The sequence below is a fragment of the Microbacterium sp. EST19A genome, from assembly GCF_019969685.1.
Lineage (GTDB): Bacteria > Actinomycetota > Actinomycetes > Actinomycetales > Microbacteriaceae > Microbacterium.
In genome coordinates, this window is the sequence record NZ_JAHXYZ010000002.1 from 124,480 (window position 1) to 150,959 (window position 26,480).

The following is a 26,480-nucleotide window of genomic DNA, read 5'->3' on the forward strand; positions in this document are numbered from 1 at the left end:
GGCACTCACATCCGGAAGACGCCGAAGCGCGGTTCGGGCAGCGGACTGCGGGCGACGACGTCGAGGGCGAGGCCCAGGAGGTCGCGGGTCTGAGCCGGGTCGACGATGCCGTCGTCCCAGAGTCGGGCGGTCGCGTAGTACGGCTCACCCTGCTGCTCGTACTGCTCGCGGATCGGCGCCTCGAACGATGCCCGATCCTCGGCGCTCCAGTCGTCGCCGCGGGCGGTGAGTTGATCCTCCTTGACCGTCGCGAGGACGGATGCCGCCTGCGCACCGCCCATCACCGAGATCCGGCTGGCCGGCCACGTCCAGAGGAAGCGCGGCGAGTACGCACGGCCGCACATGGAGTAGTTGCCGGCCCCGAAGGACCCGCCGATGATGACCGTGAGCTTCGGGACGCGGGTGCTCGCGACGGCGGTGACCATCTTGGCACCGTCCTTCGCGATACCGCCGGCCTCGGCATCCGATCCGACCATGAAGCCGGTGATGTTCTGCAGGAAGAGCAGCGGGATGCCGCGCTGGTCGCACAGCTCGATGAAGTGCGCCCCCTTGAGAGCGGATTCGCTGAACAGCACGCCGTTGTTGGCGACGATCCCGATCGGATGTCCGTGCAGGCGGGCGAAGCCGGTGACCAGGGTCGTGCCGTACTCGGCCTTGAACTCGCGGAAGCTGTCGCCGTCGACCAGGCGGGAGATGACCTCGCGCACGTCGTAGGCCGCGTTCACGTCGACCGGCACGATGTCGTACAGGGGCGACTGCTCGGACGGGACACGGCTGTCGAGCACCTCCCATGCGGGTGCCTGCGGCGGCGGGAGCGTCGCGACGATGTCGCGGAGGATCTCGAGGGCGTGCTCGTCGTCTTCGGCGAGGTGGTCCACGACGCCGCTGCGACGGGCGTGCAGCTCTCCGCCACCCAGTTCCTCCGCGGTCACGATCTCACCGATCGCGGCCTTCACGAGCGGCGGACCGCCGAGGAAGATCGTGCCCTGGCCACGGACGATGATGGTCTCGTCGCTCATGGCGGGCACATACGCGCCGCCGGCGGTGCAGGACCCGAGCACCGCCGCGAGCTGCGGGATGCGCCCCGCCGACATCCGCGCCTGGTTGAAGAAGATGCGCCCGAAGTGCTCGCGGTCGGGGAACACCTCGTCCTGCCTCGGCAGGAAGGCTCCGCCCGAATCGACGAGGTAGAGGCAGGGCAGTCTGTTCTCGAGAGCGATCTCCTGGGCGCGCAGGTGCTTCTTCACCGTCATCGGATAGTAGGTGCCGCCCTTGACGGTGGCGTCGTTGCAGACCACCATCACGTGGCGACCGTGGACGAGCCCGATCCCGGCGATCACTCCCGCGCCCGGCGCCTCTCCCCCGTACAGTCCGTCCGCGGCGAGCGGCGCGACCTCGAGGAAGGGACTGCCCTCGTCGAGGAGTCGTGCGACACGGTCGCGCGGGAGCAGCTTTCCGCGAGCCAGATGGCGCTCTCTCGACGCCTCGGGTCCGCCGCGCGCAGCGGTCGCGAGGCGATTCCGCAGCTCCTCGGCGAGCGACTCCTGGGTTGCCGGCATCGTGATGTCCTCCTCGACCCACGTCGGCGCCGGCGAAGGTGCTGGCGCAGTGCATGCATTTTCGGTTAGTGTTCACTAACCCGTTGATTCAGGTTAGCGAGGATTAACTGAGATGACAAGCCCGGTCACCGCCCGAGACCGCGCGAAGGCCGAGCGCTCCGACGCGATCCTTCACGCCGCCGCTCGTCTCTTCGCCGAGCGCGGCTACACGGGCGTGAGCCTCGAAGACATCGGCGCCGCGGTCGGGGTGTCCGGTCCCGCCGTCTACCGTCACTTCGCCGGCAAGCAGGCGCTGCTGGGCGCGGTCCTGGTGAAGGTCAGCCAGGACCTGATCTTCGGCGGCCGGCAGGTCTCCGAGGGCGCCTCGACGCCCGACGCGCGCATGCAGGCGCTCATCCGCTTCCACGTCGACTTCGCGCTCGGCAACGCCGAGGTCATCCAGGTGCAGGATCGCGATGTCGCTCACCTCTCCGAGACCGATCGCGCCGAGGTGCGCCGACTGCAGCGCGCGTACATCGAGCTGTGGATGGACACGCTCGAGCCACTGCATCAGCTCGGCGACGCCACCGACGAGACGGCGAAGGCCGGTCGCGACGAACTCCGGTTGCGGGTGCAGGCCTGCTTCGGTCTGATCAACTCGACTCCGCACAGCACGCGCGCCGCCGCCCGGCGGCATGCCGCCACCGCGAGCGTCCTCGTCGCGATGGCGGATGCCGCGCTGCGCGCCTCTACCTGAGGAGCATCGCGCGACCGGGCTCCTGCAGCACATCGGCGACGTCCTTGAGGAACCGCGCACCTTCCGCCCCGTCGACGAGTCGGTGATCGAACGAGAGACTGAGCGTCATCACCTGGCGCAGGGCGATCTCGCCCTGGTACTCCCACGGCTGACGGCGCACAGCGCCGACCGCCAGGATGCCGGACTGCCCTGGGGGCAGGATCGGGGTTCCCGCATCCACACCGAAGACGCCGATGTTGGAGATCGAGAACGTTCCGCCGGCGAGTTCTGCCGGTGAGGTCTTGCCCGATCGTGCCGTCTCCGCGAGGGACTTCAGCGCCGTGGCGAGCCCGGTCAGGCTCAGCTGATCCGCGTCGCGGATGTTCGGGACGATGAGGCCCCGATCCGTCGCCGCAGCGATGCCCAGGTCGACGAAGTTGTACTGGACGATCTCTCCCGCTGCCTCGTCCCAGCGCGAGTTGAGGCCCGGCGCGCGACCGAGCGCGAGGCAGACGGCCTTCGCGATGACGGCGAGCGGACCGATCCGGTGCTCGGCGAGCGACCTGTCCTCGCGAAGGCTCGCGAGCAGATCCATCGTCGCCGTCACATCGACGGTGTGGAACACGGTCACGTGCGGGGCCGTGAAGGCGCTCTGCACCATCGCCGCCGCCGTGTGCTTGCGCACGCCGCGGATCGGGATGCGGGTCTCCCGCTCACCTGACCTAGTCGGAGCGAACAGGGGCTCCGGAGTCGCGGGTGCGACGGCCTCGGCCGGCACCGAAGCCGCCGCTGTCGAGGAGACGGACCCGATGCGCTGCGCGTAGGCGTCGACGTCGTTCCGGGTGATCACCCGATCCCCGACCTCTGCGGCGACGAGCACCAGGTCGATGCCGAGCCGTTTGGCGTGCGCGCGGACCGGCGGGGTGGAACGCGGCCGTTCGACGACCGTGTCGGTGCTCGCCGTGGGCCGCGCATCATGCGGAGCGGCCTCCAGAACAGCGGTGTCCGCGGACACGCTGGACGCGCCGACACGGCGCGCCCGGCGCGCCGGACGACCGGACGCGGTCGGTGCGGCGCCGTATCCCACGAGGTTCGGCTGCGCTTTCTCGACCGCGGCCTGCTCCCCCGCATCGTTCTGGGGTGCCGGTTCTTCCTCGCCCTCCACGTCGAAGTCGATCAGCGGTGCACCGACGGCCACCGTCTCGCCGGCTCCGGCGTGCAGGGTCGCGACCGTCCCCTCGTACGGCGACGGCAGCTCGACGATGGCCTTCGCCGTCTCGACCTCGGCGAGCGTCTGGTTCAGGGCGACCGTGTCGCCAGGAGCGACGAGCCACTGCACGACCTCCGCCTCGGTCAGTCCTTCACCGAGGTCCGGCAGACGGAACTCCGCGTTCATGCGTCCGCTCCCGTCAGGCTGTTCGGACGGTCGAGCACGCGGTCCACGGCGTCGAGCAGCCGGTCGAGATCGGGCAGGTGGTACTTCTCGAGCTTCGCCGGCGGGTACGGGATGTCGTGCCCGGTGACGCGGAGCGGAGCGGACTCGAGGTACTCGAAGCAGCGCTCCGTGATGCTCGCGATGACCTCCGCGGCGACTCCTGCTTCACGCGACGCCTCGTGGGCGACGACGACGCGTCCGGTCTTGCGCACGGATGCCGCGACCGAGTCGTAGTCGACGGGCGAGAGCGAGCGCAGGTCGATGACCTCGAGTGAGATTCCCTCGTCCTCCGCGGCATCCGCCGCCTGCAGCGCGGTCGAGACCATGGCGCCATAGCTGATCAGCGTGGCATCCGTCCCGGTGCGCACGACGCGGGCGAGCCCCATCGGCGACGCATCGGCCAGTGGCGCGTCGAGGTCGACCTCGCCCTTGTGGTGGTACAGCCGCTTCGGCTCGAAGAAGATCACGGGGTCGTCGCTGGCGATGGCCTGGCGGAGGCTGCGGTACGCGTCCTCCGGGTTCGACACCGCGATCACGCGCAGGCCGGGCGTGTGCACGAAGTAGGCTTCGGGCGATTCCGAGTGGTGCTCGGCCGCACCGATGCCGCCCGCCCAGGGGATCCGGATCGTGATGGGCATCTTCGCGCGCCCCTGCGTGCGGTAGTGCAGCTTCGCGACCTGCGCCACGATCTGGTCGAACGCGGGGTACACGAAACCGTCGAACTGGATCTCGACGACCGGCCGGTAGCCACGGAACGCGAGTCCGACCGCCATGCCGACGATGCCGGACTCCGCGAGAGGGGTGTCGATCACGCGAGCGGCGCCGAACTCGTCGAGCAGGCCGTCCGTGATGCGGAAGACGCCGCCGAGCTTGCCGATGTCCTCGCCGAGCAGCACGACCTTGTCGTCGTCGCGCATCGCCTGGCGGAGGCCTGCTCCGAGGGCCTTTCCGAGAGCCATCTCCGTCATCGTCATGCCTCCACGTCGAAGGTCGCGAGGTACGCGGCGTACTCGTCGCGCTGGCGCTCGAGACCCGCGTGGGGCTCGGCGTAGACGCCTTCGAAGACCGAGAGCGGGGGACGCGTGACCATGCCGAGGCAGGCGGCGCGCATCTCCTTTGCGACGGCATCCGCTGCGGCCTGGGTCTCGGCGACGTGCTCGTCGCTGAACTCGCCCGTCGCGCGGAGGTACTCCTCGAGCCGCGCGATCGGGTCGCGCCGGCGCCACGAGTCGAGCTCGACCTCATCGCGGTAGCGCGTCGGGTCGTCCGCCGTGGTGTGCGGACCCATGCGGTAGGTCACGGCCTCGATGTACGCCGGGCCCTTGCCGGAGCGCGCGTGATCGAGAGCCCAGCGCATCGCGGCCATGCAGGCCAGGACGTCGTTGCCGTCGACCCGCAGGCTGGGGATTCCGAATCCCGGTGCGCGTCCGGCGATCGGGAACTGCGACTGCACCGCGACCGGCTCCGAGATCGCCCAGTGGTTGTTCTGACAGACGAAGACGACCGGCGCCTGGTACGACGCGGCGAAGATCATCGCCTCGTTCACGTCGCCCTGGCTGGTGGCGCCGTCGCCGAAGTAGGTCACGGCGACCTCGTCGGCGCCCTCATGGCGGATGCCGAGCGCGTAGCCGACCGCGTGAAGCGTCTGCGCGCCGATGATGATCTGCAGCGGAGCGACCCGGAGTGCCTCCGGATCGTGGCCGGCGCCCTCCTCGCCACGCCACATGCGGACGTAGTCGCCGGGCTGCGCCCCGCGGGCATAGATGACGCCGGTCTCGCGGTAGCTCGGGAAGACGTAGTCCTGCGGAGCCAGGGCGCGCGCGGTGCCGATCTGCGTGGCTTCCTGGCCGAGGCACGGCGCCCAGAGGCCGAGCTGTCCCTGGCGCTGGAGGGCCACACCCTCGGAGTCGATCCGGCGGAGGATGATCATGTCGCGGTGGAGAGCGCGCAGCTGAGCGGCATCCACGTCGGCGACGAACGGGTCGAGCCGGGGGTTCGCGATGCGCGATCCGTCCGGCGCCAGGATGCGCTCGGAGAGCTCGAGATCCTGTGCGGTGTCGGCGATGGGCGTGATCTGCGGTGACATCATCGTCCTCCCTGTCCTCAACGGCCCTCATGGAGCCTCGGCGCTGGCACCGGCTTCAGCACCGGCATGGTCTGAGGCTACGTCCGTTCAGCACCTCGCTCAAGCAATTGCAATGCGCTTGAGCATGTTGCTCAATATTCGGCATCCGTGTGCTGCTAGGGTTTGGCACTATGTCTGGACTGGACCGCATCGATCTCGAACTTCTCGCCGCGCTCGCCGCCGATCCGCGCATCACCATCGTCGCGCTCGCGGAGAACCTCAAGCTCTCCCGCAATACCATCCAGGCCCGGATGGCGCGTCTGGAGCAGACGGGAGTCTTCCTCTCCTATGAGCGGTCCTTCTCCCCCGACGTGCTGGGCTTTCCGCTGCAGGCTTTCGTCAACATCGGCGTGCGCCAGCCCGAGCTGCCCCGCATCATCAACGAGCTCGCGCGCATTCCGGAGATCGTCCAGGCCCACGGTCTCAGCGGCTCGATCGACCTTCTCGCTCGTGTCGCGTGTCGCGACGCGAGACACCTCTTCGACACCGACGCGCGGATCCTGTCGATCGAAGGCGTCGAGCGGACGGAGACCTCTCTCGCGATGGGCGAGGTGATCCCGTTCCGGGTGGCAGGGCTCATCGGCCTCGCTCGACGGGAATCCTGAGGAAGCGTCGCACTGCACCGGCGGCCTCCGCCGGGGTCTCGTAGTGGATGAGATGCCCCACGTGGGCGATCTCGACCAGGGTGGCGTCGTCGAACATCGTCGCCAGCTTCCGCTCGGCCTCGATCGGCGTGATGTCGTCGCGCTCGGCGGCGACGAGCAGGGTCGGCACGTCGATGTCGGCGGCGAACTCCCGCACGTCGTGCGACACGCTCGCGACGAACGCGTCGTGCAGCACGTCACGATCGGAGAACCGGGAGAAGTAGGTGTCGTGCTGATCGTGGATGAAGCGGCGGAGCACCGGATCCTTCGTCTTCGCCATGGTGACGGTCATCACCCGAACGATCAGACGGCTGCGCAGCCAGGGGGTGCCGAGCCGCTCGGGAAGACGCGCGCCGAGCGTGTAATAGAACACCGCGAGTCGGGTCATCACGCCCTTGGGACCCTCCAGCGCAGGCGCGCCGATCGGATTCAGCAGGATCAGTTTCGGCGTCTCGAGTCCTCTGGCCACCGCGGCAGCCGTCACGATCGATCCGAAGGAGTGCCCGAGGATCACGGCGCCGGGCGCGACGGCGGCGGCGAAATCGGTCAGCCACGCCGCGTATTCATCGAGGTCGTGCGTGCGCTGCGGGAGGGGCGCTGTCTCGCCGAAGCCGGGGAGGTCGGGCGCGATCACGCGGACCTCGGGCAGGAAGGCGAGCACGGGCTCCAGGCCGTGATGTTCGCCGCGGAAGCCGTGCACGGCGATGATCGTGGTCTCGGCATCCTCCGGGCCGTACTCCCAGTAGACGGTCACTCCGCCGCGCACCGACACCTCGTGCCTGCGCACCGGAAGGAGTCGGAGACGGTCGGTGTAGGGCGATGGCACGGTCATGCTCCGAGTCTACGAGCCGCCGTGCGCCTTCCCCTGAATGTCCGAGGGCGGATCTACCGTGAGGGCATGTCACCCCGTCCCGCGCTTCCGGCCTGGCTCACGCGTGTCGCGGTGTTCGATCTGGAGACCACCGGGGTCGACGTCACCTCCGACCGGGTGGTCAGCGCGCATGTCGGCGTCCTCGACGCCCACGGCTGGCAGATCGCTGCACGCTCCTGGCTCGCCGATCCCGGCATCGTCATCCCCGACGGCGCCACCGCCGTGCACGGCATCACCACCGACCACGCCCGCGCGCACGGTCGACCGGCAGCCGAGGTCGTCGGCGAGGTCACCTCCGCCCTTCGCTCTCTCCTCAGCCAGGGCGTTCCGGTCGTCGCCTACAACGCCTCCTACGACTTCTCCCTCCTCCCCCATGAGGCTCTCCGCCACGGGATCGAACCGCTGATCGACCCCGCTCCGGTCATCGACCCGTTCGTCATCGACAAGGCGTACGACCGGTACCGCCGAGGCAAGCGCACACTGGAGGTCGTCGCCGAGCACTATGCCGTGCCGCTCGACGGGGCGCATGAAGCGGCGGCTGACGCGATCGCCGCAGGACGCGTCGCTCAGGCGCTCGCGCGTCAGTTCTCGCTTCCGCCGACGCTGACCGAGCTGCACACCCGCCAGATCGGCTGGGCGCGCTCACAGGCCGCGAGCCTCACGGAGTACTTCATCAGCGTGGGCCGGCTCGAGCCCGAGGAGCGGCTCGACGGCACGTGGCCGGTGCGCACGAGTCCGCCCGCCGACTGACCTCCCGACGGGTGCTCATCGCTGTCTCCGGCTTCGACTAATCTCCCTTCTGGCGCCATTTCGCGCGGTGTGAGGAGGAAGCAGGCGATGCAGTTCACGTCCAGGAACGTCGATGACGTGGAGTCCACCTGGCGGCAGTACGTCCCGTCCGCCGCGCTGCAGAAGGTCGATCCGAAACGGTTCCGATTCGAGTGGCGTTCTGCCGACCTGGGATCCGCGTCCCTGGTGCGTTACGAGCTCGCCGCACAGATCCACTCCACCGCCGAGCCGCACGATCAGCTGCTCGCGTGCCGAGTCGATTCCCCCGACGCCCGGGTCTGGTCGAAGGATCGAGATCTCGACGCGAGCGCGCCATGGCTCACCGACGGTGCTGCCGTCCAGGCTCAGTGGCTGCACTCGGCACGCGTCCGAGCGCTCGTGTTCGACCGCGTCGCGGCGCAGGATCGTGCTCGACAGGTCACCGGCGACGACGGCGTCGAGCTGCGTGCGACGGGTTTCGCGCCGCGTTCTGCTGCCGCCGCCGTGCAGTGGGAGCGGATGTTCCACTACCTCGACGCCTCCGTCGACGACGAAGTCGGCGACGACCGCATCCTCCGTGCCGAGTTCGAACGGCACGCGCTGATGACGACGCTCGCGACGTTCGCCACGACCATGACCGACGCCCTGCAGCGAACGCCGCAGCGCTCGGGAGCACCGTTGACGGTGCGACGCGCTCTCGCCTACATCGAAGAGAACGCGCACCTGCCGATCACAGTGGATGACGTCGCGAGCGCGTCGTTCATCTCGACCCGGGGGTTGCAGTACGCGTTCCGGCGCGCCCTCGACATGACCCCGACAGAGGCTCTGCGGCGAGTCCGACTCGACGGAGCACACCGTGATCTCGAGCGCGGTGACGGCGCGTCCGTCCGCGTGATCGCACGCCGGTGGGGGTTCAGCCACCCCTCCCGATTCACCTCGGCCTACCGCGATGCGTACGGCGGGACTCCTGCTGCAGTGGCCGATTCGGCGCGGCGTGTGACGCCAGGCGAAGATTCTGTTCGCACGTGACGGCGGGTCACCGGGTATGGCAGGAGGAACCGTCGCAGTTGGATAGAGTGCAACTACGCCCGGACTGCGTCTGTCCTCCAACGCACGCACCGAGGAGTCATATGAGCCACTCGACCGTCATCTTCCGCGACGCGGGCTGACCCGTGGGAGCCCTGTATTACGGCGACGCCCAGGATCCGATCCAGATCGAGGATCGTGCGCTCGCGCATCTGAAGGTCGTGATCGCGACGAAACTCCGACGCAACGAGAGCTTCACCCTGTCGTGGCGGCACCCCGAGGGCGACACACCGGGGCGCTCGACGCTCTGGCTGCATCCCTCCATCCCCCTGCGGTTCGTCTTCCAGGAACCGGAGACGCCCGAGTTGAGCAGGAACTGGATCGAGGATCTCGCGCACTCCGCGAACTCCAGCGGCGGGATCACGCTCATCGAAGAGCACCTCGAGAGCCTCGCCGCAGACTGACGACATCCCCTGCGAAAGGCGGATGCCGTCAGCCCACGCGGTCACACCACGTCGTCGTTGGTCGCGCGCACTGATCGGCGCGTGACCGGCTCACCCGTGGCCGGGTCGACGGACGTGCGCGACACCGTGTCGGTGCGCCGACGTCGCGCCAGCAGGATGATGCCGATGAGGAAGACCACGACGCCCGCACCCATCAGGATGTAGCCGACCATGTCGAGGTTGACCCACGGTACTTCGACGTTCACGGCGAAGACGAGGATCGCTCCGATGACGAAGAGCGCGATTCCTGTGCCGATGCTCATGATGCCTCCCGTTCCGCGGCGAAGTTGCCGCACGAAACCGAGAGTGCCGCGGAGCGGAGGCGCCCGGGAGGGCCTTGACAGCGGGCATCCGCTTCGCATTCTGTGTGGAGGCAGTGCGATCTCGGTAGGGCGGGCGGGACTTGAACCCGCGATCGTTGGGTTATGAGCCCACTGCCTTAACCAGCTTGGCCACCGCCCCGTACGGGCTCCAGCCTAGCGGCCGGCCCGTTCACGCCGGAGCAGCCGCGGCGTGGGTCTGAAGGTGGTCGAGATAGATGTCGGCGTTCGCGATGAGCCCGGCTCGCTCTTCGTCGCTGAGCGCGCGGCGCACCTTCGCGGGCACCCCGGCGACCAGCGATCCGGCCGGGATCTCCGTACCGCCGAGGACGACCGCGCCGCCCGCGATGAGGCAGCCCTCGCCGATCACGGCACCGCTGAGGATCACCGACCCCATCCCGACGAGCGACCCGTCTCCGATCGTGCAGCCGTGCACCACCGCGTTGTGTCCGATCGACACCTTCGCGCCCACGACCACCGGATGCCCGGCGTCGACGTGCACCGAGACGTTGTCCTGCACGTTGCTCCCCGCGCCGATGCGGATGCCGGCGGAATCACCCCGCAGCACCGCGTTGTACCAGACGCTGGCGCCTGCTCCGAGACTCACCTCTCCGATGATGCGTGCGCCGTCCGCGACGAAAGCGGAGTCATCGATCGAGGGGGTACTGTTCGGCAGGCTGAGCACAGACGCTCCGGAGGCGATGGTCATGAGGTGAGACTACCCTCACTTCCGCGGAATCACGCGGAAGTGAGCCCAGCCTCAGCTTGCTTGCGGAATGTCTGAGCCTGAGTAGCGTTGTCTTCAACAGATACGAGATTTCCCTCCCGGAGGAGCACAAGATGAGCAAGGCACAGACCATTTCCACCACCGCCATCGACCCGACCGCCGCCGCCGGCGCCGCGCAGTTCCTCTCCCCCGTCGTTCTCGGCCTTCAGGCGCTGACCATCAACGGCAAGCAGGCGCACTGGCACGTCCGTGGCGCGAACTTCGTCGGGGTCCATGAGCTGCTCGACACGATCGTCGCCCACGCCGGCGACTTCGCCGACACCGCTGCGGAGCGCATCGTCGCTCTCGGCCTCCCGATCGACGCCCGCGTGAGCGCGGTCGCCGCCAAGGCGGGCGCCACCGGCGTCCCGGCCGGGTTCACCCAGTCCGACGACCTCATCCGTGCGGTCATCGCCGACATCGACGCGATCCTCGTCGACGTCCGCGCGGCAGTCGACGGCCTCGACGAGGTCGACCTCACCAGCCAGGACGTCGCGATCGAGATCCAGCGCGGCCTCGATAAGGACCGCTGGTTCCTCGTCTCGCACATCGCGGCCTGACGCACGACGACGAAAGGGCGGGTCTCGGCGTGATGCCGGGGCCCGCCCTTTCGCGTGCGCGGTTCTTATGAGGCGTGCGTGACCCGTCCGGCGAGCAACGTCGCGATGACCGGCATGGTGCGGAGGTCCTCGGCGCCGGCGCTTCGCGGGTCCGACGCGCAGAGCACGATGTCGGCGGGCTCCCCGGGGCGGAGTGCGGAGCGCACGCTCGCCTCGAGAGCCTGATCGACGGTGAGCGTCTCCTCCGGATGCCAGGGGCCACGGTCATCGTCCGTGCGGTGCACCGCGGCACCGATGGCCTGCCACGGATCCAGATCGGCCACAGGGGCATCGGACCCGAACCGGAGATCCGCCCCCGCGTTCCGCAGTGAGGCGAGTGGATAGCCGATCGCCGTCTGCCCGGCCCAGAGAGTGGCGGCGAGGTCGCGGTCGTCGAGCGCATGCTGCGGCTGCACGCTCGCGATGATGCCAAGGCGGGCGAAGCGGGCGAGGTCCGCGTGCCGAACCAGCTGCACATGCTCGATGGTGCCGACCGCGCCCGAGACGGTGAACGCATCCAATGCCGAGGTGGTGGCACGGTCGCCGATCGCATGCACGGCCGCCGACAGTCCGGCACCGGCGGCCCGGGTCAGCAGGTCGACGAGTTCCTCCGGCGGAACCGTGAGCATGCCGAAGTTCTGCGGATCGCCGGGGTAGGCGTGCGAGCAGGCCGCCGTGCGCGTGCCCAGCGAACCGTCGGTGATGACTTTGAGCGAGCCCACCCGAACGAGGCCGCGGGCCGTCTCCGGCGTGGTCGGATCCTCCTGGGGCTCCCCGGTCTGCAGCCCCGCCGAGATCGCTCGCTCGAGGTCGAAGGGATAGATCGCGAACTCGACGCGGTGCGCAGCGAATCCCGCGCCGACACGTCGGGGCCACGCGTCGGCGTTCCACGCCATGTCGAAGTCGACGAGTCCGGTGACGCCCCGCATCGCCGCACGGTCGCCGGCCGCCTGCACGGCGACGTCGCTGTGCACGGGGTCTGCGGCGTTGAGGCGCCGTGAGATCTCGAACGCGTCCTCCTCGCGCAGCATCCCGTCCGCGCTGCGGAATCCCTCCCGCGCGAGCGCGGCGGAGTTCAGCCACACGCTGTGCACGTCGGCGTTGATCAGGTAGGTCGGCACGACGCCCGTCTCGCGGTCGAGCAGCGCGAGGGTCGGCGCGTCCGGCCAGAGGGCATCGCGGAAGCCGCTGCCGACGCGCCGTCCGTCGGGAAGCACCGCCGCGGCGCTCATGAGTTGGGCGGCTTCGGCCGCGGATCCGGCCGCGCCCAGCGCCAGGCGCTCAGCCGCCAGCGCCCACTGCACTGTGTGCACGTGGTTGTCCCACAGGCCGGGCACCGCCCACGCGCCCTCCGCGTCCAACACCTCTCCCTGCGCCCGCAGGGCACCGGTCGGCGCGATGTCGGCGATACGCCCGTCCTCGAGCACGATGTCGACGGGTTCGTCGTCCATCAGGAACTCACGACCGGGTCCCGCGATCCGGACAGCGCGGACCGTGCCGATCACCGTCTCCCGCTCGGTCAACGCTGTGCTCCGGCTCGCGCGTCCTGTGCGCGCCGCATCTCATCCGCCAGCGCGCGATTCGCGTACGGGCCCTCTGCCGACAGCGCAGAGATCACGGCCTCGATCGTCTCCGTCGGCTTGTTCTGACTCAGCTTGCGCTTGGCGACCACGCGCGCCGGGGTCAGCCGGAAACCGACCGTGCCGGCAGCGAGACGCTCGACGTACGCGGGGTCGTTCGGCCGCTCCCACATGAGACGCGGATCCGGCATCCGACCTTCGAAACGTGCCACCAGTCGATCCAGCACCGCGAGGTTCTCTTCCGCGCTCAGGATCTCCGGCACACCGGACAGGTGCACGGCGGTGTAGTTCCAGGTCGGCACCGCCTTCTCGTCGCCGTACCAGCCCGGCGACACGTAGCCGTGCGGCCCCTGGAAGACGACCAGGAGCTCGCGCTCCCCCATTCCGTGGATCAGGTCGTCGGGTCGGCCGACGTGCCCCACGATCGTGAGGTCGTCGCGCGTCTCGTCGAGCAGGACGACATAGTGCGATGAGACGAGTCCGTCATCCGCCGCGCTCACGATCGTCGCCCACGGGTTCGCGTCGACGACGCGGCGGATCTCGGTGACGTCGGCCAGCGTGAAGCTCGGATTCTGTCGCATGCGATCAAGCCTAGAGCGGTGCGGTCACGCCTGGCAGCGCGGGCACCAGTACAGCTTGCGTGCGCCGATCTCCTCGAGAGCGATCTCGGTGCCGCACACACGGCAGGGCAGGCCGGCCCGGTGATAGACCCAGTGACGGTCGTCCCGGCTGGCCATGGCAGCGCGGTACTCGTCCGGCGAGAGGTCGTCCATCGTCATCATCTGGCCGGTCTCGACGCCGATCGCGAGCAGACGCACCCAGTCGTGCCAGAGAGCCCGCACGATCTCCTCCGGCACGTCACGACCGGGCGTGTGCGGGTTCAGACGCTGACGGTAGAGCATCTCCGCGCGATAGACATTGCCGATGCCGCTCACGACCGACTGGTCCATCAGAAGCAGCGCGATGACCGTCTGGGTCTTGCGGACCGCGCGGACGAACCGCTCCTCGTTCTCGACCGGGTCGCCGACCAGCGGATCGGGACCGAGCTTGGCGACGGTGGCGAGCATCTCGTCCGGCGTCTGCAGCACGCAGGCGGTCGGGCCGCGCAGATCGGCAGCCGTGATGTCCGTCATGAGCCGCAGACGCACCTGCCCCACGATCGGAGGCGGCCATTCCATGCCCTCGTCGGAGAGCCCCTTGGTCTGCTCCGACATCCGCACGTGCACCCGCGCGCGACGAGGCGCTCCGATCGACGACAGCGAGTTCTCGCCGGCGTCATCGAGGATGGACTCGTCGAGCACCGTCCCGCGCTGATTGGTCTGACCCATCCGTCCGTTCGCCGAGGCGATGGTGGGGTCGAGCAGGATCTCGCCCGCGAAGTCCCACGCGCCGTAGAGGCCCAGGTGCACGCGGAGCCAGAGGTCGCCCTCGGTCTCGAGGAACATCTGCTTGCCGACAGCCTTGACGCTGACGGCCGCCCGCCCGTCGAGGACAGCCGCACCCTCGGCGAACCGCCCTTGCGGGCTCGAGGCATGCAGCGTCTTCCCGACGAAGTTCCGGTCGAACTGACGCGCGATCCGGTGGACGGAATGCCCCTCAGGCATGTCAGGCCCTCGGGTCCGGGAGAAGCGACCCGTCGCGCTCGAAGTCCGCGATCTGACCGATCCGGCGCACATGGCGCTCTTCGCCGGAGAAAGGCGTCGCGATGAACCGGTCGATCAGGCCGGTCACCTCGTCGTACGTGTGCTGGCGCGCGCCGATCGAGATGACGTTCGCATCGTTGTGTTCGCGGGCGAGCTCTGCGGTCGACAGATTCCAGACCAGCGCCGCGCGGACGCCCTGCACCTTGTTGGCCGCGATCTGCTCGCCGTTGCCGGACCCGCCGAAGACGATACCCAGCGCCTCGACACCCGACGACTGGTCGGCGACGACGGCCTGAGCGGCGCGGATGCAGAAGGCGGGGTAGTCGTCGACCGCGTCGTAGACGATCGGGCCGTGATCGACGACGTCGTGCCCTGCGGCGCGCAGATGGTCCTGCAGCTGCGTGGAGAAGTCGAGACCGGCGTGATCGGTGGCGATGTGGATGCGCATGGCTCCCATCCTAGAAGCGGCGGACGATCGGCGGGATGTCAGGGCGCGACGCCCGCGGCGGCGGGCTTGAACCCGGCCCGGATGTTCTCGCAGCACCCCGGACGGCACACATCGAAGCCGCCGGGAAGCGACGTCACATGCGGGCGCTGCTCGTTCGGGCGACCCTGCAGGCGCTCTTCGATCAGATCGACGATGCCGGCGACGAACGACGGCGAGACACCCGGCGTCGGCGTGCGGGTGAACGCCAGTCCGGCCTCCTCCGCGGCTTCGGCGGCCTCCGTGTCGAGGTCCCAGAGCACCTCCATGTGGTCGCTCATGAATCCCACCGGCACCACGGCGACCGCCTTGCGACCGCGCGACGACAGCTCCCCGATCACGTCGCAGACGTCGGGCTCGAGCCACGGCTGGGACGGGGGTCCGGAACGCGACTGGTAGACGAGCTCCCAGGAGACATCTGCCGCTGCCGGCACGCTCTCGCGCACACGGTCCATGACCCAGGCGGCGACGGCCAGGTGCTGCGCCGCGTACGCGCCGCCCTCGCCCCAGTCGATGTCGCGCGCGCCCGAGCGTTCGGCATCTGCCGTCGGGATGCTGTGGGTGGAGAAGAGGATCTGGATGTCCGCGGCCGCGATGCCGTCGGCGAGGAACCCCTCGACCGCTTCGCGCACCCCGGTCTCGAAGGCCTCCACGAAGCCCGGGTGGTCGTAGAACGGGCGGATCTTGTCGATCGTGACCGTCTCGCCGAGCCCGGTGTCCTGGAGGATGCGGGCGAAGTCCTCGCGATACTGGCGGCAGCTGGAGAACGAGCTGTAAGCGCTCGTCGCGAACGCGAGGAGCGTGTTGTGCCCCTGCGCGGAGGCCTCGGTCACGACCTCTTCCAGGTACGGCGCCCAGTTCCGGTTCCCCCAGTACACGGGAAGATCGATGGCGCGAGCAGCGAGTTCCGCCTCGAGAGCCTCCTTGAGCACACGGTTCTGACCGTTGATCGGACTCACGCCGCCGAAGTGACGGTAATGGTGCGCGACCTCCTCCAGTCGCTCGTCCGGGATGCCGCGGCCGCGCGTGACGTTGCGGAGGAAGGGGATCACGTCGTCCTGTCCCTCCGGACCGCCGAATCCTGCCAGCAGGATGCCGTCGTAGGCGACCGGGGTCGTCACGTAGGGGGCACCGCCGGCCGCAGCGGGCGAGGCAAAGGGAACGGTGTTCGGCTCGGTCGCAGTCACCCCTCCATCCTTTCACCTCGCCGGAGGGAGAACGGCCGTTCGCTCTGGCGTAGGCTGTCATGGTTGCCGTCGGCGCCGACAGCGCCCGACTCCGGCGACATCCCCTCACCCCTGGGAGTAGATCTGTGCCTGGAGAGAACCTCACCCGCATCGAAGCGCAGGAGCGCCGCGACGTCATCGACACGCAGTCGTACGAAGTCGCCCTCGATCTGACCAAGGGCGCCGAGGTTTTCGGTTCCCGGAGCGTCGTGCGCTTCACGGCGACCCCGGAGAGCTTCACGTTCGTCGACCTCATCGCCCGCGAGGTGCGCGAGATCTCCCTGAACGGCGAGCAGCTGGATCCCGACGAGGTCTTCGCTGATTCCCGTATCGCTCTCTCCGGTCTCCAGGCCGACAACGTGCTCGTCGTCGACGCCGACTGCCTCTACACGAACACGGGCGAGGGCCTGCACCGCTTCGTCGACCCGGTCGACGGCGAGGTCTACCTCTACTCGCAGTTCGAGGTTCCCGACTCCCGGCGCGTGTTCGCCGTCTTCGAGCAGCCCGATCTGAAGGCCACCTTCCAGTTCACGGTCACCGCGCCGTCGGCATGGAAGGTCGTGTCGAACTCCCCCACGCCCGAGCCCATCGTGCACGACGACGACATCACCGCCACCTGGGGCTTCGAGCCGACCCCGCGCATCTCCTCGTACATCACCGCGCTCGTCGCCGGCCCGTACGAGTCGACCTTCTCCGAGCTCACGAGCGCCTCCGGCCGCGTGATCCCGCTCGGGGTCTACGGTCGCAAGAGCCTGTGGCAGCACCTCGACGCCGACTACATCTTCGACAAGACGCGCGAGGGCTTCACGTACTACGAGTCGAAGTTCGGCGTGCCGTATCCGTTCGCGAAGTACGACCAGCTCTTCGTCCCGGAGTTCAACGCCGGCGCGATGGAGAACGCCGGTGCTGTCACGTTCACCGAGTCCTACGTGTTCCGCAGCAAGGTCACCGACGCCGTCAAGGAGCGTCGCGTCGTCACGATCCTGCACGAGTTGGCGCACATGTGGTTCGGTGACCTCGTCACGATGAAGTGGTGGAACGACCTCTGGCTCAACGAGTCGTTCGCGGAGTGGGCGTCGACGATCGCCACGGCCGAGGCGACCGAGTGGACCGGCGCGTGGACCACGTTCAATGCGATGGAGAAGACCTGGGCCTACCGCCAGGATCAGCTCCCGTCGACGCATCCGATCGTCGCGGAGATCAACGATCTGCAGGACGTCCTCGTCAATTTCGACGGCATCACCTACGCCAAGGGCGGTTCCGTCCTGAAGCAGCTGGCCGCGTGGGTCGGCATCGAGGCGTTCTTCGGCGGTGTCTCGCAGTATTTCCAGAAGCACTCCTGGGGCAACACCGAGCTGAGCGACCTGCTCTCCGAGCTCGAGGCGACCAGCGGTCGCGACCTCAGCACGTGGTCGAAGAAGTGGCTCGAGACGGCGGGCGTCAACACGCTGGAACCGGTCATCGCGGAGGGCGGCGACGGCAAGATCTCCCGGTTCGCCGTGACGCAGACGGCACCCGCCGACTACCCCACGATCCGTCCGCACCGCCTCGGCATCGGCTTCTACACGCTGACCGACGGCTCGCTCACCCGCACGCACTACGTCGAGGTCGACGTCGACGGCGACCGCACCGAGGTGCCGGAGCTGCAGGGCATCGCCCGGCCCGACCTGGTGCTGCTCAACGACAACGATCTCGCGTACGCGAAGATCCGACTCGACGAGAAGTCACTCGCCACGGCGATCGCCCATCTCGCCGACATCCACGACCCGCTCGCGCGTTCGCTGGTGTGGGGCGCGGCCTGGGATCAGACACGCGACGCCGAGACACCGGCATCCGCCTACATCGATCTGGTCCTCGGCAACATCGGCCGCGAGACCGAGTCCACCACCGTCCGCACCACGCTCGGCCAGCTGCGCACGGCAGCGACCCTGTACGTCGCACCCGCCGACCGTGAGTCGGCCCGCCTGAAGGTCGCCGACGGGATCTGGGCGCTGGCCGAAGCGGCAGAGCCCGGCAGCGACGGCCAGCTCCAGTTCGTCACGGCGTTCGCGAATGCCCTCGTCACGCCCGAGCACGCCGGAATCGTCGGCCGCCTGCGCTCCGGCGAGGAGACGCTCCCTGGTCTCGAGATCGACGCAGACCTGAACTGGCAGCTGCTGGTCGGACTCGCCACCATCGGCGCGACGGATGCCGCCACCATCGACGCGGCTCTCGCCGCCGACAACACCGCCAAGGGCGGCGAGTTCGCCGCTCAGGCACGTGCCGCTCTTCCCGACTCCGCGTCGAAGAACGCCGCCTGGGCGTCGCTCATCGAGCGCGACGACGCACCCAACACGATCGTGCGCTCTGCAGCCCTGGGCTTCGTCCACCCGGCCGGAGCCGCGGTCCTGGGCGAGTTCGTGCCGAAGTACTTCGACATGCTGCTCCCGATCTGGGAGTCGCGGACCTACCAGATCGCGCAGTACCTCGTGGTGGGCCTGTTCCCGACCGCACTCGCCGACGTCGCGCTGCGCGACGCGACGCGTGGCTGGCTCGCAGCGAACCAGGATGCCGCGCCGGCGCTCCGCCGCCTCGTGCTGGAGAACCTCGCCGATGTCGAGCGGGCGCTGGCCGCGCAGTCGCGCGACGCCGACGACTGACCCCTTCTCGAAAGGCTCAGCGACCCGGGAACGGGCTGCTGAGCCTTTCGTCGTACCCAGCCCGCACAGAGGCCTGATCGCTAGGATCGGTGGTGATGATGATCCCCCTCGAAGTCACCGATCCGCCCGCTACAGTGCTGCCCGTCTGGTGGGCCGACATGCTCCGTGTGCTCGGCCAAGTCGGCATGACGGCGCTCACCGTCGCGATCATCATCGTCAGCTGTATCGTGATCGGCTTCGTGCTGCGGGTCGTCATCCGCCGCGTCGTGCACCGCATCGTCGACAGCGCGAAGAACAAGGCGGATGTCGACGACACCCAGGCCCTCGAGCGATCGCCCCTTGCCGACATGCGGCTGGTTCAGCGCACCCGCACGCTCGGCTCGATCCTGCAGAACATCGTGAACGTGATGCTCGTCGTGATCGCGCTCGTGCTCGTCGTCGGCACACTCTCTCCTGGCCTCCTCGGCTCCCTGACGCTGCTCACGGCTGCCGTCGGCGCCGGTCTCGGCTTCGGGGCGCAGAACATCGTCAAAGACGTGCTCAACGGCATGTTCATCGTCGCCGAGGACCAGATCGGCATCGGCGACGTCGTCGATCTCGGCCTCGCGAGCGGAGTGGTCGAGTACGTCAGCGTGCGCATCACGCAGGTGCGCGATGTGAACGGCACTCTCTGGTACGTGCGCAACGGCGAGGTCACCCGCATCGGCAACATGTCGCAGGGCTGGGCCCGCACGATCATCGATCTCGGCGTGCCCGCCGACTCCGATCTCGAACAGGTCGAGCACACCATGTTGGAGACGGCGCAGGGGCTCGCCAAGGATCCCAAGTGGCGCACCCGTATCGTCGAGAAGCCCGAGCTCTGGGGCCTCGAGTCGATCGGCGGCGATGCCCTCGTCGTCCGCATCGTGGTGAAGACGCGCGCGAACGCGAAGGACGACGTCGCGCAGGAGCTGCGCCGACGGCTCCGGGCCGCGCTCATCGAGAAGGAGATCGCGGTGCCCAGCCTGGTCGATGTCGTTCCGACGGGGCTCGACGGTGCGCGTCGCGTCCGCGGCGCGAATCCGCCGCGCACCCGCCCGAATGCGGTGACCGGTGTGCCGGTCATCCCCGACCGCGGGATCTGGCGGCGCAAGAAGACGACCGACGACGGGAGCCCTCAGAAGTGACGTTCTACGACGAGGTCGGCGGACGCGAGACGTTCGCGAAGATCGTCTCCGTCTTCTATCGCGAGGTCGCGCTCGATCCGGTGCTCAAGCCGATGTACCCGGAGGAGGATCTCGGTCCTGCCGAGCAGCGCCTGCTGATGTTCCTCGAGCAGTACTGGGGCGGCCCGACCACCTATGGCGACACACGCGGCCACCCTCGCCTGCGCATGCGGCACATGCCCTTCCGCGTCGATCCGGATGCCCGCGATCGTTGGCTCCGTCACATGCGTACCGCCGTCGACGAGGCGCAGTTGTCGCCCCTCCACGAAACGACGCTCTGGGACTACCTGGAGCGCGCGGCCTATGCCATGGTGAACACCATGGAGCCGTCGGGCATCGGTACCACCTCTGGCGGGCGCCCGACGCTCGAGACCCGATCACGTCAGGAATCAACGGAGACCTCATGACGACAACGCCCCTGTCCGCAGATGTCCTGGTGATCGGATGGGGGTTGTCGGGGCTGGTCGCCGCCGCCGAGGCGCTCGACGCCGGCCGTCGTGTCATCATCGTGGACCAGGAGCCGCGCACGAACCTCGGCGGGCAGGCCTGGTGGTCGTTCGGCGGTCTCTTCTTCATCGACTCCCCCGAGCAGCGGCGGATGGGGATCAAGGACTCGCTCGAGCTGGCGACGCAGGACTGGTTCGGCAACGCCGCGTTCGATCGTCCGGAAGACGAATGGCCGAGGCGGTGGGCGGACGCGTACCTGCAGTTCGCAGCCGGTGAGAAGCGCTCCTGGCTGCGCGAACGCGGCGTCGGCTTCTTCCCGGTCGTCGGCTGGGCGGAACGCGGCGGATACGGGGCACTCGGGCCCGGCAACTCGGTCCCCCGCTTCCACATCACCTGGGGAACCGGTCCCGGCATCGTCGCGCCGTTCGCCGCCGCCGTCGAGCAGGGCGAACGCGAAGGGCGACTCACCGTGCTCCCCCGCCACCGCGTCGCGGAGCTGATCGTCACGGACGGAGCGGTCACGGGCGCGCGCGGCCAGGTGCTGGCGACGAGCGGCGCCGCACGCGGCGTCGAGTCGTCGCGCGAGGTGATCGGCGACTTCGAGATCAGCGCGGGCGCCACGATCGTCTCCTCGGGCGGCATCGGCGGCAACCACGACCTCGTCCGCGCGGCCTGGCCTTCACGGCTCGGCACCCCGCCCGAGCACATGCTCACCGGCGTCCCGGCGTACGTCGACGGCTCCATGCACGGCGTCAGCGAGGCGGCGGGCGCTCATCTCATCAACGGCGACCGGATGTGGCACTATGTCGAGGGCATCACGAACTGGGATCCGGTGTGGCCGTCGCACGGCATCCGCATCCTGCCCGGGCCGTCGTCGCTATGGCTCGACGCGACCGGAAAGCGCCTGCCCGTGCCGCTGTTCCCCGGCTTCGACACACTCGGCACGCTCGCGCACCTGCGCACGACAGGGCACGATCACTCGTGGTTCGTGACGTCGCGGAGCATCGTCGAGAAGGAGTTCGCGCTCTCCGGCAGCGAGCAGAATCCCGACCTCACCGGCAAGGACGTCGGGCTGCTGCTCAAGTCCCGGCTCGCGAAGGGGCCGACCGGCCCGGTGCAGGCGTTCCTCGACGAGGGCGAGGACTTCATCGTCGAGAGCGACCTGGAGTCCCTCCTCGAGCAGATGCGACAGCATCCGGGTGGCGAACTGCTCGACATCGACAACGTGCGCCGCGAGGTCGTCGCCCGCGACCGCGAGATGGACAACGACTTCACCAAGGATGCCCAGATCGGGATGCTGCGCTCGATGCGCAGCTACCGCGGCGACAAGCTGATCCGCACCGCGGCCCCGCATCGGCTGCAGGATCCTGCCGCCGGTCCTCTCGTCGCCGTCAAGCTGCATGTGCTGACGAGGAAGTCGCTGGGCGGGATCAACACCGACCTCGACGGACGCGCGCTGGATGCCACCGGAACGCCGATTCCCGGGCTCTACGCGGCCGGAGAGGCCAGCGGGTTCGGCGGTGGAGGCGTGCACGGGTATCGCGCGCTGGAGGGCACCTTCCTCGGCGGATGCCTGTTCTCGGGTCGACAGGCCGGACGCGCCGCGGCGCGCTGATTCCCGCGGGCGCTAGCCGGCAGCGCGCGTGTCGCGAACGGCGGTCAAACCGGATGCCACCGGCCCGCGTGCCAGCACGTGACCGCGGCGGAACGCGAGCCTGGACCACCGTCCGGACCGCATGACCGGAACGTCCTCTTCTCCGGAGATGAATCCCATCGCGTCGGCCGCGAAGGCGATTCCGCGGGGAAGACCGTCGAGGTCGTCATCCGGCTCGCCCCAGATCGCCGCCCTGAGCGCGCGGACGGCCTCCTCGCCGGAGCCAGGGATGGCCCCGCGCGCGACAGCGGAGATCCCCCATTGGGCGCGCTGGGCGACCATGGCTGCGGGGAGCATCGACCCCGGCTTCCAGTCCCCGCGGGGCGGGGCGACCCCTGCCCAGGCGGGCGAGAGGCCCGTCTCCGGGAGATTCAGCCGCAGCGGGTCGTCTGACGCGGTGAGCTGGTCCACGACGATGTCGCATTCGAGTTCGGGGTCGGCGTGCACGATGCGCATCGCGAGGACGGTCGGAGTGTTGTCGAACAGGCCGTGCGGGGCGAGGGCGGCCGTGGTCAGCGCGAGCACGCCGTTCGACGCCTGCAGCCGCACACCGTCGTCCGTGATCCTCGTCGCTCGTCCCACGAACGTCAGAACGTCCTTTGCCGTGTCGGGGTCGGCGAGGAGAAGGTGATGCGGCACGCGTTCTAAACTACCAACGGACCGGTGCCCACGGTCGCGGAGAGGAACCGATGAGCCCGGAAGACCACGCCATCCAGACCGTCGAGCGCCTGCTCGAGGTGCTCGACCTCGACTTCACGCAGGCCCGCACCACGGAGGACATCTTCACGGGTGCCTCGCACCCGATGCCGAGCGGTCGGATCTACGGCGGTCAGGTCCTCGCGCAGAGTCTCATCGCCGCCGAGCGCACGTTGCCCGAGGATCGGGCCGTCCACTCGATGCACGGCTACTTCCTTCGCCCGGGAGACGCGAGCCAGGGGATCACGATCGCGGTGGACCGCATCCACGACGGCCGATCCTTCTCGACGCGGCGTTCGCAGGCGTATCAGAACGGTGTGCCGATCTTCTCGATGATCGCGTCGTTCCAGGACCAGGATCCGGGGGTGGAGCACGCGGAGCCGATGCCGGATGGCGTGCCGGCGCCGGAGGACCTCGCGCCGGACGAGGAAAGGGTGGAGGGTCTCCCCGACGGGACGGCGCGGATGCTGAGCGAACGGGCCGCCGACATCCGGCACGTCGATCACCCGCTCTACCTGCCGAGCGATGACGCGAAGGTCGCCAGGCAGGCGGTCTGGATGCGCCTGCGCGCTCCGCTGCCCGACGATCAGCGACTGCACCGCGCTGCGCTCGCCTACCTGAGCGACATGACGATCCAGGAGTCGATCCTGCGCGCCCACGGGGTGTACTGGGCGATGCCCGGGCTCAAGGTCGCCAGTCTCGATCATGCGATGTGGTGGCATCGTCCTGCACGCGTGGACGAGTGGCTGCTCTACGTGCAGGAGTCCCCGAATGCACGCGGTGGCAGGGGCCTCGCGACCGGACGCATCTACTCGCGGGAGGGCGCTCTCGTCGCCAGTGTCGCGCAGGAGATCATGATCCGCGTGCCGGAGGCCTAGTCCGCCAGCAGGGCGGGGAGGATCGTCGCGTAGCGCAGCAGGAAGTCGCGCTCGTCGAGCTTCTTCCGTCGCAGCCACCCGGTGACCTCGCTGTTGCTCTTGCTCGCATTGCAGGACGCGCAGGCGGGCACGACGTTGTCGATGGTGTAGCGCCCGCCGCGAGAGATCGGCATGACGCAGTCGCGCTGGAGCCGGCCGTCATCCTCTGATCGGCAATAGGCGCACCCTCCCCACGCGGCCACGATGTCGGCCCACTGCGGCGCGGTGAGGTCGTTGTCCACGCGGTCCAGTCGACCTTTACGGCGCTTCGCGTACCGGGCCCGCGCAGCCTTCGACGGTCCGGCGGCAGGGAACTTGCGACGCGAAGGCACGGCTCGACGGTATCGCGCCGACAGGCGGTCTCCGCTCACCTCCCGCCGCGTGGCGGAGGAGTCCGTCACCGGGCACCTCCCCCATCATGCGGACGCGGGGCGCGCGCAGGCTCAGCGGTGGGCGTATTCGATCGACGGGCCGACGAAGGGCTCCCACGCGTCGCGCATCTCCTGCGTCAGCCGCGTCGGCCGGCCGCTTGCGGCGTCCACCAGGACGATCACCGCTGTCGATCGAGCGTAGATGGTCCGGGGTTCCGCGGCCGGATCGTTGTGGACCTCGTAGCAGACCTCGACGCTCGATCCGCCGAGCTTCCCGAACCACATCTGCACCTCGAGCGGACGGCGCTGGTAGGGCACCGGCGCCAGGTACTCGATCTCCTGGCGCGCGATGAGCGTCAGGATGCCTTCGTCGATCCCGGAGTCGAGGACGGCCGTGGTCGGCGCCTCCTCCCCGGGACCGGCGCGCCAGAACGCCCGCACCCGCGCCTCCTCGAGGAGCTTGAGCATCGAGGTGTTGTTGACGTGGTTGAACGCATCCAGATCGCCCCAGCGGAGGTGGATCGGGATGTGCAGACGCGGGGTGGACATCAGTCGCGCGTGAGCTTGCGGTGCGTGGAGCGGTGCGGCTTCGCAGCATCGGCCCCGAGGCGATCGACCTTGTTCTCCTCGTAGGCCTCGAAGTTGCCCTCGAACCAGTACCACTGGCCGGGGTTCTCGTCGGTGCCCTCGTAGGCGAGGATGTGCGTCGCGATGCGGTCGAGGAACCACCGGTCGTGGGTGATGACCACGGCGCAGCCGGGGAACTCGAGCAGCGCGTTCTCGAGCGAGCTCAGCGTCTCGACGTCGAGGTCGTTGGTGGGCTCGTCGAGGAGCAGCAGGTTGCCGCCCTCTTTCAGCGTGAGGGCGAGGTTCAGTCGGTTGCGCTCACCACCGGAGAGCACACCCGCCTTCTTCTGCTGGTCGGGACCCTTGAAGCCGAACTTCGAGACGTACGCCCGCGAGGGGATCTCGGTCTTGCCGACCTGGATGTAGTCGAGCCCGTCGGACACGACCTCCCACAGCGTCTTGTTCGGGTCGATGTTCGAGCGCGACTGGTCGACGTAGCTGATCTTGACCGTCTCACCGATCTTGAGGTCGCCCCCGTCGAGCGGCTCGAGCCCGACGATCGTCTTGAACAGAGTGGTCTTACCCACACCGTTCGGGCCGATCACACCGACGATGCCGTTCGGCGGCAGGTTGAAGCTGAGGCCGTCGATCAGCACGCGGTCGTCGAAGCCTTTCTGCAGCTTCTTGGCGTCGATGACGATGCCACCGAGGCGCGGGCCTGCCGGGATCTGGATCTCGTCGAAGTCGAGCTTCCGGGTCCGCTCGGCCTCCGTGGCCATCTCCTCGTACCGGGCGAGACGAGCCTTCGACTTGGTCTGGCGGCCCTTGGCGCTGGAGCGCACCCACTCGAGCTCTTCCTTGAGGCGCTTCGCGAGCTTCGCGTCTTTCTTGCCCTGGACCTCGAGGCGTTCGCCCTTCTTCTCCAGGTAGGTCGAGTAGTTGCCCTCGTAGCCGATGAGACGACCGCGGTCGACCTCGGCGATCCACTCGGCGACGTGGTCGAGGAAGTACCGGTCGTGGGTGATCGCGATCACCGCGCCCTTGTACGCCTGCAGGTGCTGCTCGAGCCAGAGCACGCTCTCCGCGTCGAGATGGTTGGTGGGCTCGTCGAGGAGCAGCAGGTCGGGCTTCTGGAGGAGCAGCTTGGCGAGGGCCACGCGGCGCTTCTCACCACCCGAGAGCGGCGCGATGGCGGCGTCGGCAGGCGGGGTGCGCAGCGCATCCATGGCCTGGTCGAGCTGCGAATCGAGGTCCCAGCCGTCGGCGGCGTCGATCTCCTCCTGGAGACCGCCCATCTCGGCGAGGAGGGCGTCGAAGTCGGCGTCGGGATCGGCCATGAGCGCCGAGATCTCGTTGAAGCGGTCGACCTTCGCCTTGATCGCGATGCCGTCCTGGATGTTCTCGATCACGGTCTTCGACTCGTCGAGCTCGGGCTCCTGCATGAGGATGCCGACCGTGAAACCGGGAGACAGCTTCGCCTCGCCGTTGGACGGCGTGTCGAGGCCGGCCATGATCTTGAGGATCGTCGACTTTCCGGCGCCGTTCGGACCCACCATGCCGATCTTGGCGCCAGGAAGGAATGCCATGGTGACGTCGTCGAGGATGAGCTTCTCGCCCACTGCCTTGCGTGCACGCACCATCGAGTAGATGTACTCAGCCACCGAAAACCGCTCCTTCTGTTGGCGTCGAAGATCGACACTCCAGCCTACCGGCCCTCGGC

At 68.8% G+C, this 26,480-nt stretch carries 27 protein-coding genes and 1 tRNA gene; 11 read left to right on the plus strand and 17 right to left on the minus strand.

Annotated elements, in window-relative coordinates; translation table 11 throughout:
• Positions 1-5: 5 nt before the first annotated feature.
• The gene (locus LC452_RS10560) at positions 6-1,559 is read right to left on the minus strand and encodes a carboxyl transferase domain-containing protein (protein ID WP_223624961.1); all 1,554 of its coding nucleotides are present in this window, start codon (positions 1,557-1,559) and stop codon (positions 6-8) included.
• A 112-nt stretch (positions 1,560-1,671) separates the two neighbouring features.
• Between LC452_RS10560 and LC452_RS10565 the strand changes: the two genes are divergently transcribed.
• Positions 1,672-2,295 (plus strand): TetR/AcrR family transcriptional regulator, encoded by a 624-nt coding sequence (locus tag LC452_RS10565; RefSeq protein WP_223624964.1) that lies wholly within the window; start codon positions 1,672-1,674, stop codon positions 2,293-2,295.
• Here LC452_RS10565 and LC452_RS10570 read toward each other — a convergent pair.
• From LC452_RS10570 to pdhA, 3 genes are read right to left on the minus strand one after another with little or no spacing between them, the layout of a single operon-like run.
• Positions 2,288-3,670 (minus strand): dihydrolipoamide acetyltransferase family protein, encoded by a 1,383-nt coding sequence (locus LC452_RS10570; protein ID WP_223624966.1) that lies wholly within the window; start codon positions 3,668-3,670, stop codon positions 2,288-2,290. The genes LC452_RS10565 and LC452_RS10570 overlap by 8 nt on opposite strands.
• Positions 3,667-4,677, minus strand: a complete 1,011-nt coding sequence (locus LC452_RS10575; protein WP_223624968.1) for an alpha-ketoacid dehydrogenase subunit beta — start codon at positions 4,675-4,677, stop codon at positions 3,667-3,669. Before LC452_RS10575 ends, LC452_RS10570 begins: the two co-directional genes overlap by 4 nt.
• Positions 4,678-4,679: 2 nt before the next feature.
• Entirely contained in the window at positions 4,680-5,795 is a 1,116-nt protein-coding gene (gene pdhA, locus LC452_RS10580) for a pyruvate dehydrogenase (acetyl-transferring) E1 component subunit alpha (protein ID WP_223627627.1), read from the minus strand.
• Positions 5,796-5,965: 170 nt separating this feature from the next.
• On the opposite strand from pdhA, the gene LC452_RS10585 reads away from it, so the two are divergent.
• Entirely contained in the window at positions 5,966-6,439 is a 474-nt protein-coding gene (locus LC452_RS10585; RefSeq protein WP_136054964.1) for an Lrp/AsnC family transcriptional regulator, read from the plus strand.
• On the opposite strand, the gene LC452_RS10590 is transcribed toward LC452_RS10585, so the two are convergent.
• Positions 6,411-7,310: an alpha/beta fold hydrolase gene (locus LC452_RS10590; protein WP_223624970.1), complete on the minus strand. Its 900-nt coding sequence runs from the start codon at positions 7,308-7,310 to the stop codon at positions 6,411-6,413. The genes LC452_RS10585 and LC452_RS10590 overlap by 29 nt on opposite strands.
• A gap of 66 nt (positions 7,311-7,376) precedes the next feature.
• On the opposite strand from LC452_RS10590, the gene LC452_RS10595 reads away from it, so the two are divergent.
• The 3 genes from LC452_RS10595 to LC452_RS10605 all read left to right on the plus strand — a co-directional run bounded on the left by LC452_RS10595 (position 7,377) and on the right by LC452_RS10605 (position 9,607).
• Positions 7,377-8,099 (plus strand): exonuclease domain-containing protein, encoded by a 723-nt coding sequence (locus tag LC452_RS10595; protein ID WP_223624972.1) that lies wholly within the window; start codon positions 7,377-7,379, stop codon positions 8,097-8,099.
• A gap of 87 nt (positions 8,100-8,186) precedes the next feature.
• Complete coding sequence (locus LC452_RS10600) at positions 8,187-9,146, plus strand: AraC family transcriptional regulator (RefSeq protein ID WP_223624974.1); 960 nt, start codon at positions 8,187-8,189, stop codon at positions 9,144-9,146.
• A 143-nt stretch (positions 9,147-9,289) separates the two neighbouring features.
• Positions 9,290-9,607 carry a hypothetical protein gene (locus LC452_RS10605; protein ID WP_223624976.1) on the plus strand — a complete coding sequence of 106 codons (318 nt, stop codon included), beginning with the start codon at positions 9,290-9,292 and terminating at the stop codon, positions 9,605-9,607.
• A 41-nt stretch (positions 9,608-9,648) separates the two neighbouring features.
• Here the strand turns inward: LC452_RS10605 and LC452_RS10610 are convergent, their stop codons facing one another.
• The 3 genes from LC452_RS10610 to LC452_RS10620 form a co-directional block, all read right to left on the minus strand.
• Entirely contained in the window at positions 9,649-9,909 is a 261-nt protein-coding gene (locus tag LC452_RS10610) for a DUF6458 family protein (protein WP_136054969.1), read from the minus strand.
• A 125-nt stretch (positions 9,910-10,034) separates the two neighbouring features.
• A tRNA-Ile gene (locus tag LC452_RS10615) sits at positions 10,035-10,108 on the minus strand.
• A gap of 30 nt (positions 10,109-10,138) precedes the next feature.
• A complete protein-coding gene (locus LC452_RS10620) occupies positions 10,139-10,675 on the minus strand; it encodes a gamma carbonic anhydrase family protein (RefSeq protein WP_223624978.1) in 537 nt (178 codons plus the stop codon).
• A gap of 131 nt (positions 10,676-10,806) precedes the next feature.
• On the opposite strand from LC452_RS10620, the gene LC452_RS10625 reads away from it, so the two are divergent.
• On the plus strand, positions 10,807-11,292 hold the full coding sequence (locus LC452_RS10625; RefSeq protein ID WP_223624980.1) for a Dps family protein: 486 nt from the start codon (positions 10,807-10,809) through the stop codon (positions 11,290-11,292).
• A gap of 65 nt (positions 11,293-11,357) precedes the next feature.
• On the opposite strand, the gene LC452_RS10630 is transcribed toward LC452_RS10625, so the two are convergent.
• The 5 genes from LC452_RS10630 to LC452_RS10650 form a co-directional block, all read right to left on the minus strand.
• Complete coding sequence (locus tag LC452_RS10630) at positions 11,358-12,782, minus strand: amidohydrolase (RefSeq protein WP_223627629.1); 1,425 nt, start codon at positions 12,780-12,782, stop codon at positions 11,358-11,360.
• A 68-nt stretch (positions 12,783-12,850) separates the two neighbouring features.
• Positions 12,851-13,492: an FMN-binding negative transcriptional regulator gene (locus tag LC452_RS10635; protein WP_223624982.1), complete on the minus strand. Its 642-nt coding sequence runs from the start codon at positions 13,490-13,492 to the stop codon at positions 12,851-12,853.
• 24 nt (positions 13,493-13,516) lie between these two features.
• On the minus strand, positions 13,517-14,515 hold the full coding sequence (locus LC452_RS10640; RefSeq protein ID WP_223624984.1) for an Fpg/Nei family DNA glycosylase: 999 nt from the start codon (positions 14,513-14,515) through the stop codon (positions 13,517-13,519).
• A 1-nt stretch (position 14,516) separates the two neighbouring features.
• On the minus strand, positions 14,517-15,002 hold the full coding sequence (locus LC452_RS10645; protein ID WP_223624986.1) for a ribose-5-phosphate isomerase: 486 nt from the start codon (positions 15,000-15,002) through the stop codon (positions 14,517-14,519).
• Between the two features lie 38 nt (positions 15,003-15,040).
• Positions 15,041-16,225, minus strand: coding sequence for a ferrochelatase (locus tag LC452_RS10650; RefSeq protein WP_223624989.1), 1,185 nt, complete (start codon positions 16,223-16,225; stop codon positions 15,041-15,043).
• A 125-nt stretch (positions 16,226-16,350) separates the two neighbouring features.
• Between LC452_RS10650 and pepN the strand changes: the two genes are divergently transcribed.
• The 4 genes from pepN (at position 16,351) to LC452_RS10670 (ending at position 22,170) form a co-directional block, all read left to right on the plus strand.
• Positions 16,351-18,903: an aminopeptidase N gene (gene pepN / locus LC452_RS10655; protein ID WP_223624992.1), complete on the plus strand. Its 2,553-nt coding sequence runs from the start codon at positions 16,351-16,353 to the stop codon at positions 18,901-18,903.
• Between the two features lie 95 nt (positions 18,904-18,998).
• The gene (locus LC452_RS10660; RefSeq protein WP_223624994.1) at positions 18,999-20,069 is read left to right on the plus strand and encodes a mechanosensitive ion channel family protein; all 1,071 of its coding nucleotides are present in this window, start codon (positions 18,999-19,001) and stop codon (positions 20,067-20,069) included.
• Positions 20,066-20,515, plus strand: coding sequence for a globin (locus LC452_RS10665; RefSeq protein ID WP_223624996.1), 450 nt, complete (start codon positions 20,066-20,068; stop codon positions 20,513-20,515). Before LC452_RS10660 ends, LC452_RS10665 begins: the two co-directional genes overlap by 4 nt.
• Positions 20,512-22,170, plus strand: a complete 1,659-nt coding sequence (locus LC452_RS10670) for an FAD-binding dehydrogenase (protein WP_223624998.1) — start codon at positions 20,512-20,514, stop codon at positions 22,168-22,170. Before LC452_RS10665 ends, LC452_RS10670 begins: the two co-directional genes overlap by 4 nt.
• A gap of 12 nt (positions 22,171-22,182) precedes the next feature.
• On the opposite strand, the gene LC452_RS10675 is transcribed toward LC452_RS10670, so the two are convergent.
• The gene (locus tag LC452_RS10675; protein WP_223625000.1) at positions 22,183-22,848 is read right to left on the minus strand and encodes a hypothetical protein; all 666 of its coding nucleotides are present in this window, start codon (positions 22,846-22,848) and stop codon (positions 22,183-22,185) included.
• 50 nt (positions 22,849-22,898) lie between these two features.
• On the opposite strand from LC452_RS10675, the gene LC452_RS10680 reads away from it, so the two are divergent.
• On the plus strand, positions 22,899-23,783 hold the full coding sequence (locus LC452_RS10680; protein ID WP_223625003.1) for an acyl-CoA thioesterase II: 885 nt from the start codon (positions 22,899-22,901) through the stop codon (positions 23,781-23,783).
• On the opposite strand, the gene LC452_RS10685 is transcribed toward LC452_RS10680, so the two are convergent.
• The 3 genes from LC452_RS10685 to ettA all read right to left on the minus strand — a co-directional run bounded on the left by LC452_RS10685 (position 23,780) and on the right by ettA (position 26,421).
• Positions 23,780-24,154, minus strand: coding sequence for an HNH endonuclease (locus LC452_RS10685; RefSeq protein WP_223625005.1), 375 nt, complete (start codon positions 24,152-24,154; stop codon positions 23,780-23,782). The genes LC452_RS10680 and LC452_RS10685 overlap by 4 nt on opposite strands.
• Positions 24,155-24,265: 111 nt before the next feature.
• Positions 24,266-24,742 (minus strand): thioesterase family protein, encoded by a 477-nt coding sequence (locus LC452_RS10690; RefSeq protein ID WP_223625007.1) that lies wholly within the window; start codon positions 24,740-24,742, stop codon positions 24,266-24,268.
• On the minus strand, positions 24,742-26,421 hold the full coding sequence (gene ettA, locus LC452_RS10695; RefSeq protein ID WP_223625009.1) for an energy-dependent translational throttle protein EttA: 1,680 nt from the start codon (positions 26,419-26,421) through the stop codon (positions 24,742-24,744). Before ettA ends, LC452_RS10690 begins: the two co-directional genes overlap by 1 nt.
• Positions 26,422-26,480: the final 59 nt, after the last annotated feature.

Coding starts and splice junctions, on each gene's coding strand:
- LC452_RS10560 (WP_223624961.1), bottom strand. CDS start 1,559: ATGCCGGCAACCCAGGAGTCGCTCGCCGAGGAGCTGCGGAATCGCCTC.
- LC452_RS10680 (WP_223625003.1), top strand. CDS start 22,899: ATGAGCCCGGAAGACCACGCCATCCAGACCGTCGAGCGCCTGCTCGAG.
- LC452_RS10570 (WP_223624966.1), bottom strand. CDS start 3,670: ATGAACGCGGAGTTCCGTCTGCCGGACCTCGGTGAAGGACTGACCGAG.
- LC452_RS10640 (WP_223624984.1), bottom strand. CDS start 14,515: ATGCCTGAGGGGCATTCCGTCCACCGGATCGCGCGTCAGTTCGACCGG.
- LC452_RS10645 (WP_223624986.1), bottom strand. CDS start 15,002: ATGCGCATCCACATCGCCACCGATCACGCCGGTCTCGACTTCTCCACG.
- LC452_RS10690 (WP_223625007.1), bottom strand. CDS start 24,742: ATGTCCACCCCGCGTCTGCACATCCCGATCCACCTCCGCTGGGGCGAT.
- LC452_RS10600 (WP_223624974.1), top strand. CDS start 8,187: ATGCAGTTCACGTCCAGGAACGTCGATGACGTGGAGTCCACCTGGCGG.
- pdhA (WP_223627627.1), bottom strand. CDS start 5,795: ATGTCACCGCAGATCACGCCCATCGCCGACACCGCACAGGATCTCGAG.
- LC452_RS10660 (WP_223624994.1), top strand. CDS start 18,999: ATGATGATCCCCCTCGAAGTCACCGATCCGCCCGCTACAGTGCTGCCC.
- LC452_RS10630 (WP_223627629.1), bottom strand. CDS start 12,782: ATGGACGACGAACCCGTCGACATCGTGCTCGAGGACGGGCGTATCGCC.
- LC452_RS10635 (WP_223624982.1), bottom strand. CDS start 13,492: ATGCGACAGAATCCGAGCTTCACGCTGGCCGACGTCACCGAGATCCGC.
- LC452_RS10565 (WP_223624964.1), top strand. CDS start 1,672: ATGACAAGCCCGGTCACCGCCCGAGACCGCGCGAAGGCCGAGCGCTCC.
- LC452_RS10575 (WP_223624968.1), bottom strand. CDS start 4,677: ATGACGGAGATGGCTCTCGGAAAGGCCCTCGGAGCAGGCCTCCGCCAG.
- LC452_RS10625 (WP_223624980.1), top strand. CDS start 10,807: ATGAGCAAGGCACAGACCATTTCCACCACCGCCATCGACCCGACCGCC.
- LC452_RS10670 (WP_223624998.1), top strand. CDS start 20,512: ATGACGACAACGCCCCTGTCCGCAGATGTCCTGGTGATCGGATGGGGG.
- LC452_RS10585 (WP_136054964.1), top strand. CDS start 5,966: ATGTCTGGACTGGACCGCATCGATCTCGAACTTCTCGCCGCGCTCGCC.
- LC452_RS10590 (WP_223624970.1), bottom strand. CDS start 7,310: ATGACCGTGCCATCGCCCTACACCGACCGTCTCCGACTCCTTCCGGTG.
- LC452_RS10620 (WP_223624978.1), bottom strand. CDS start 10,675: ATGACCATCGCCTCCGGAGCGTCTGTGCTCAGCCTGCCGAACAGTACC.
- LC452_RS10595 (WP_223624972.1), top strand. CDS start 7,377: ATGTCACCCCGTCCCGCGCTTCCGGCCTGGCTCACGCGTGTCGCGGTG.
- LC452_RS10610 (WP_136054969.1), bottom strand. CDS start 9,909: ATGAGCATCGGCACAGGAATCGCGCTCTTCGTCATCGGAGCGATCCTC.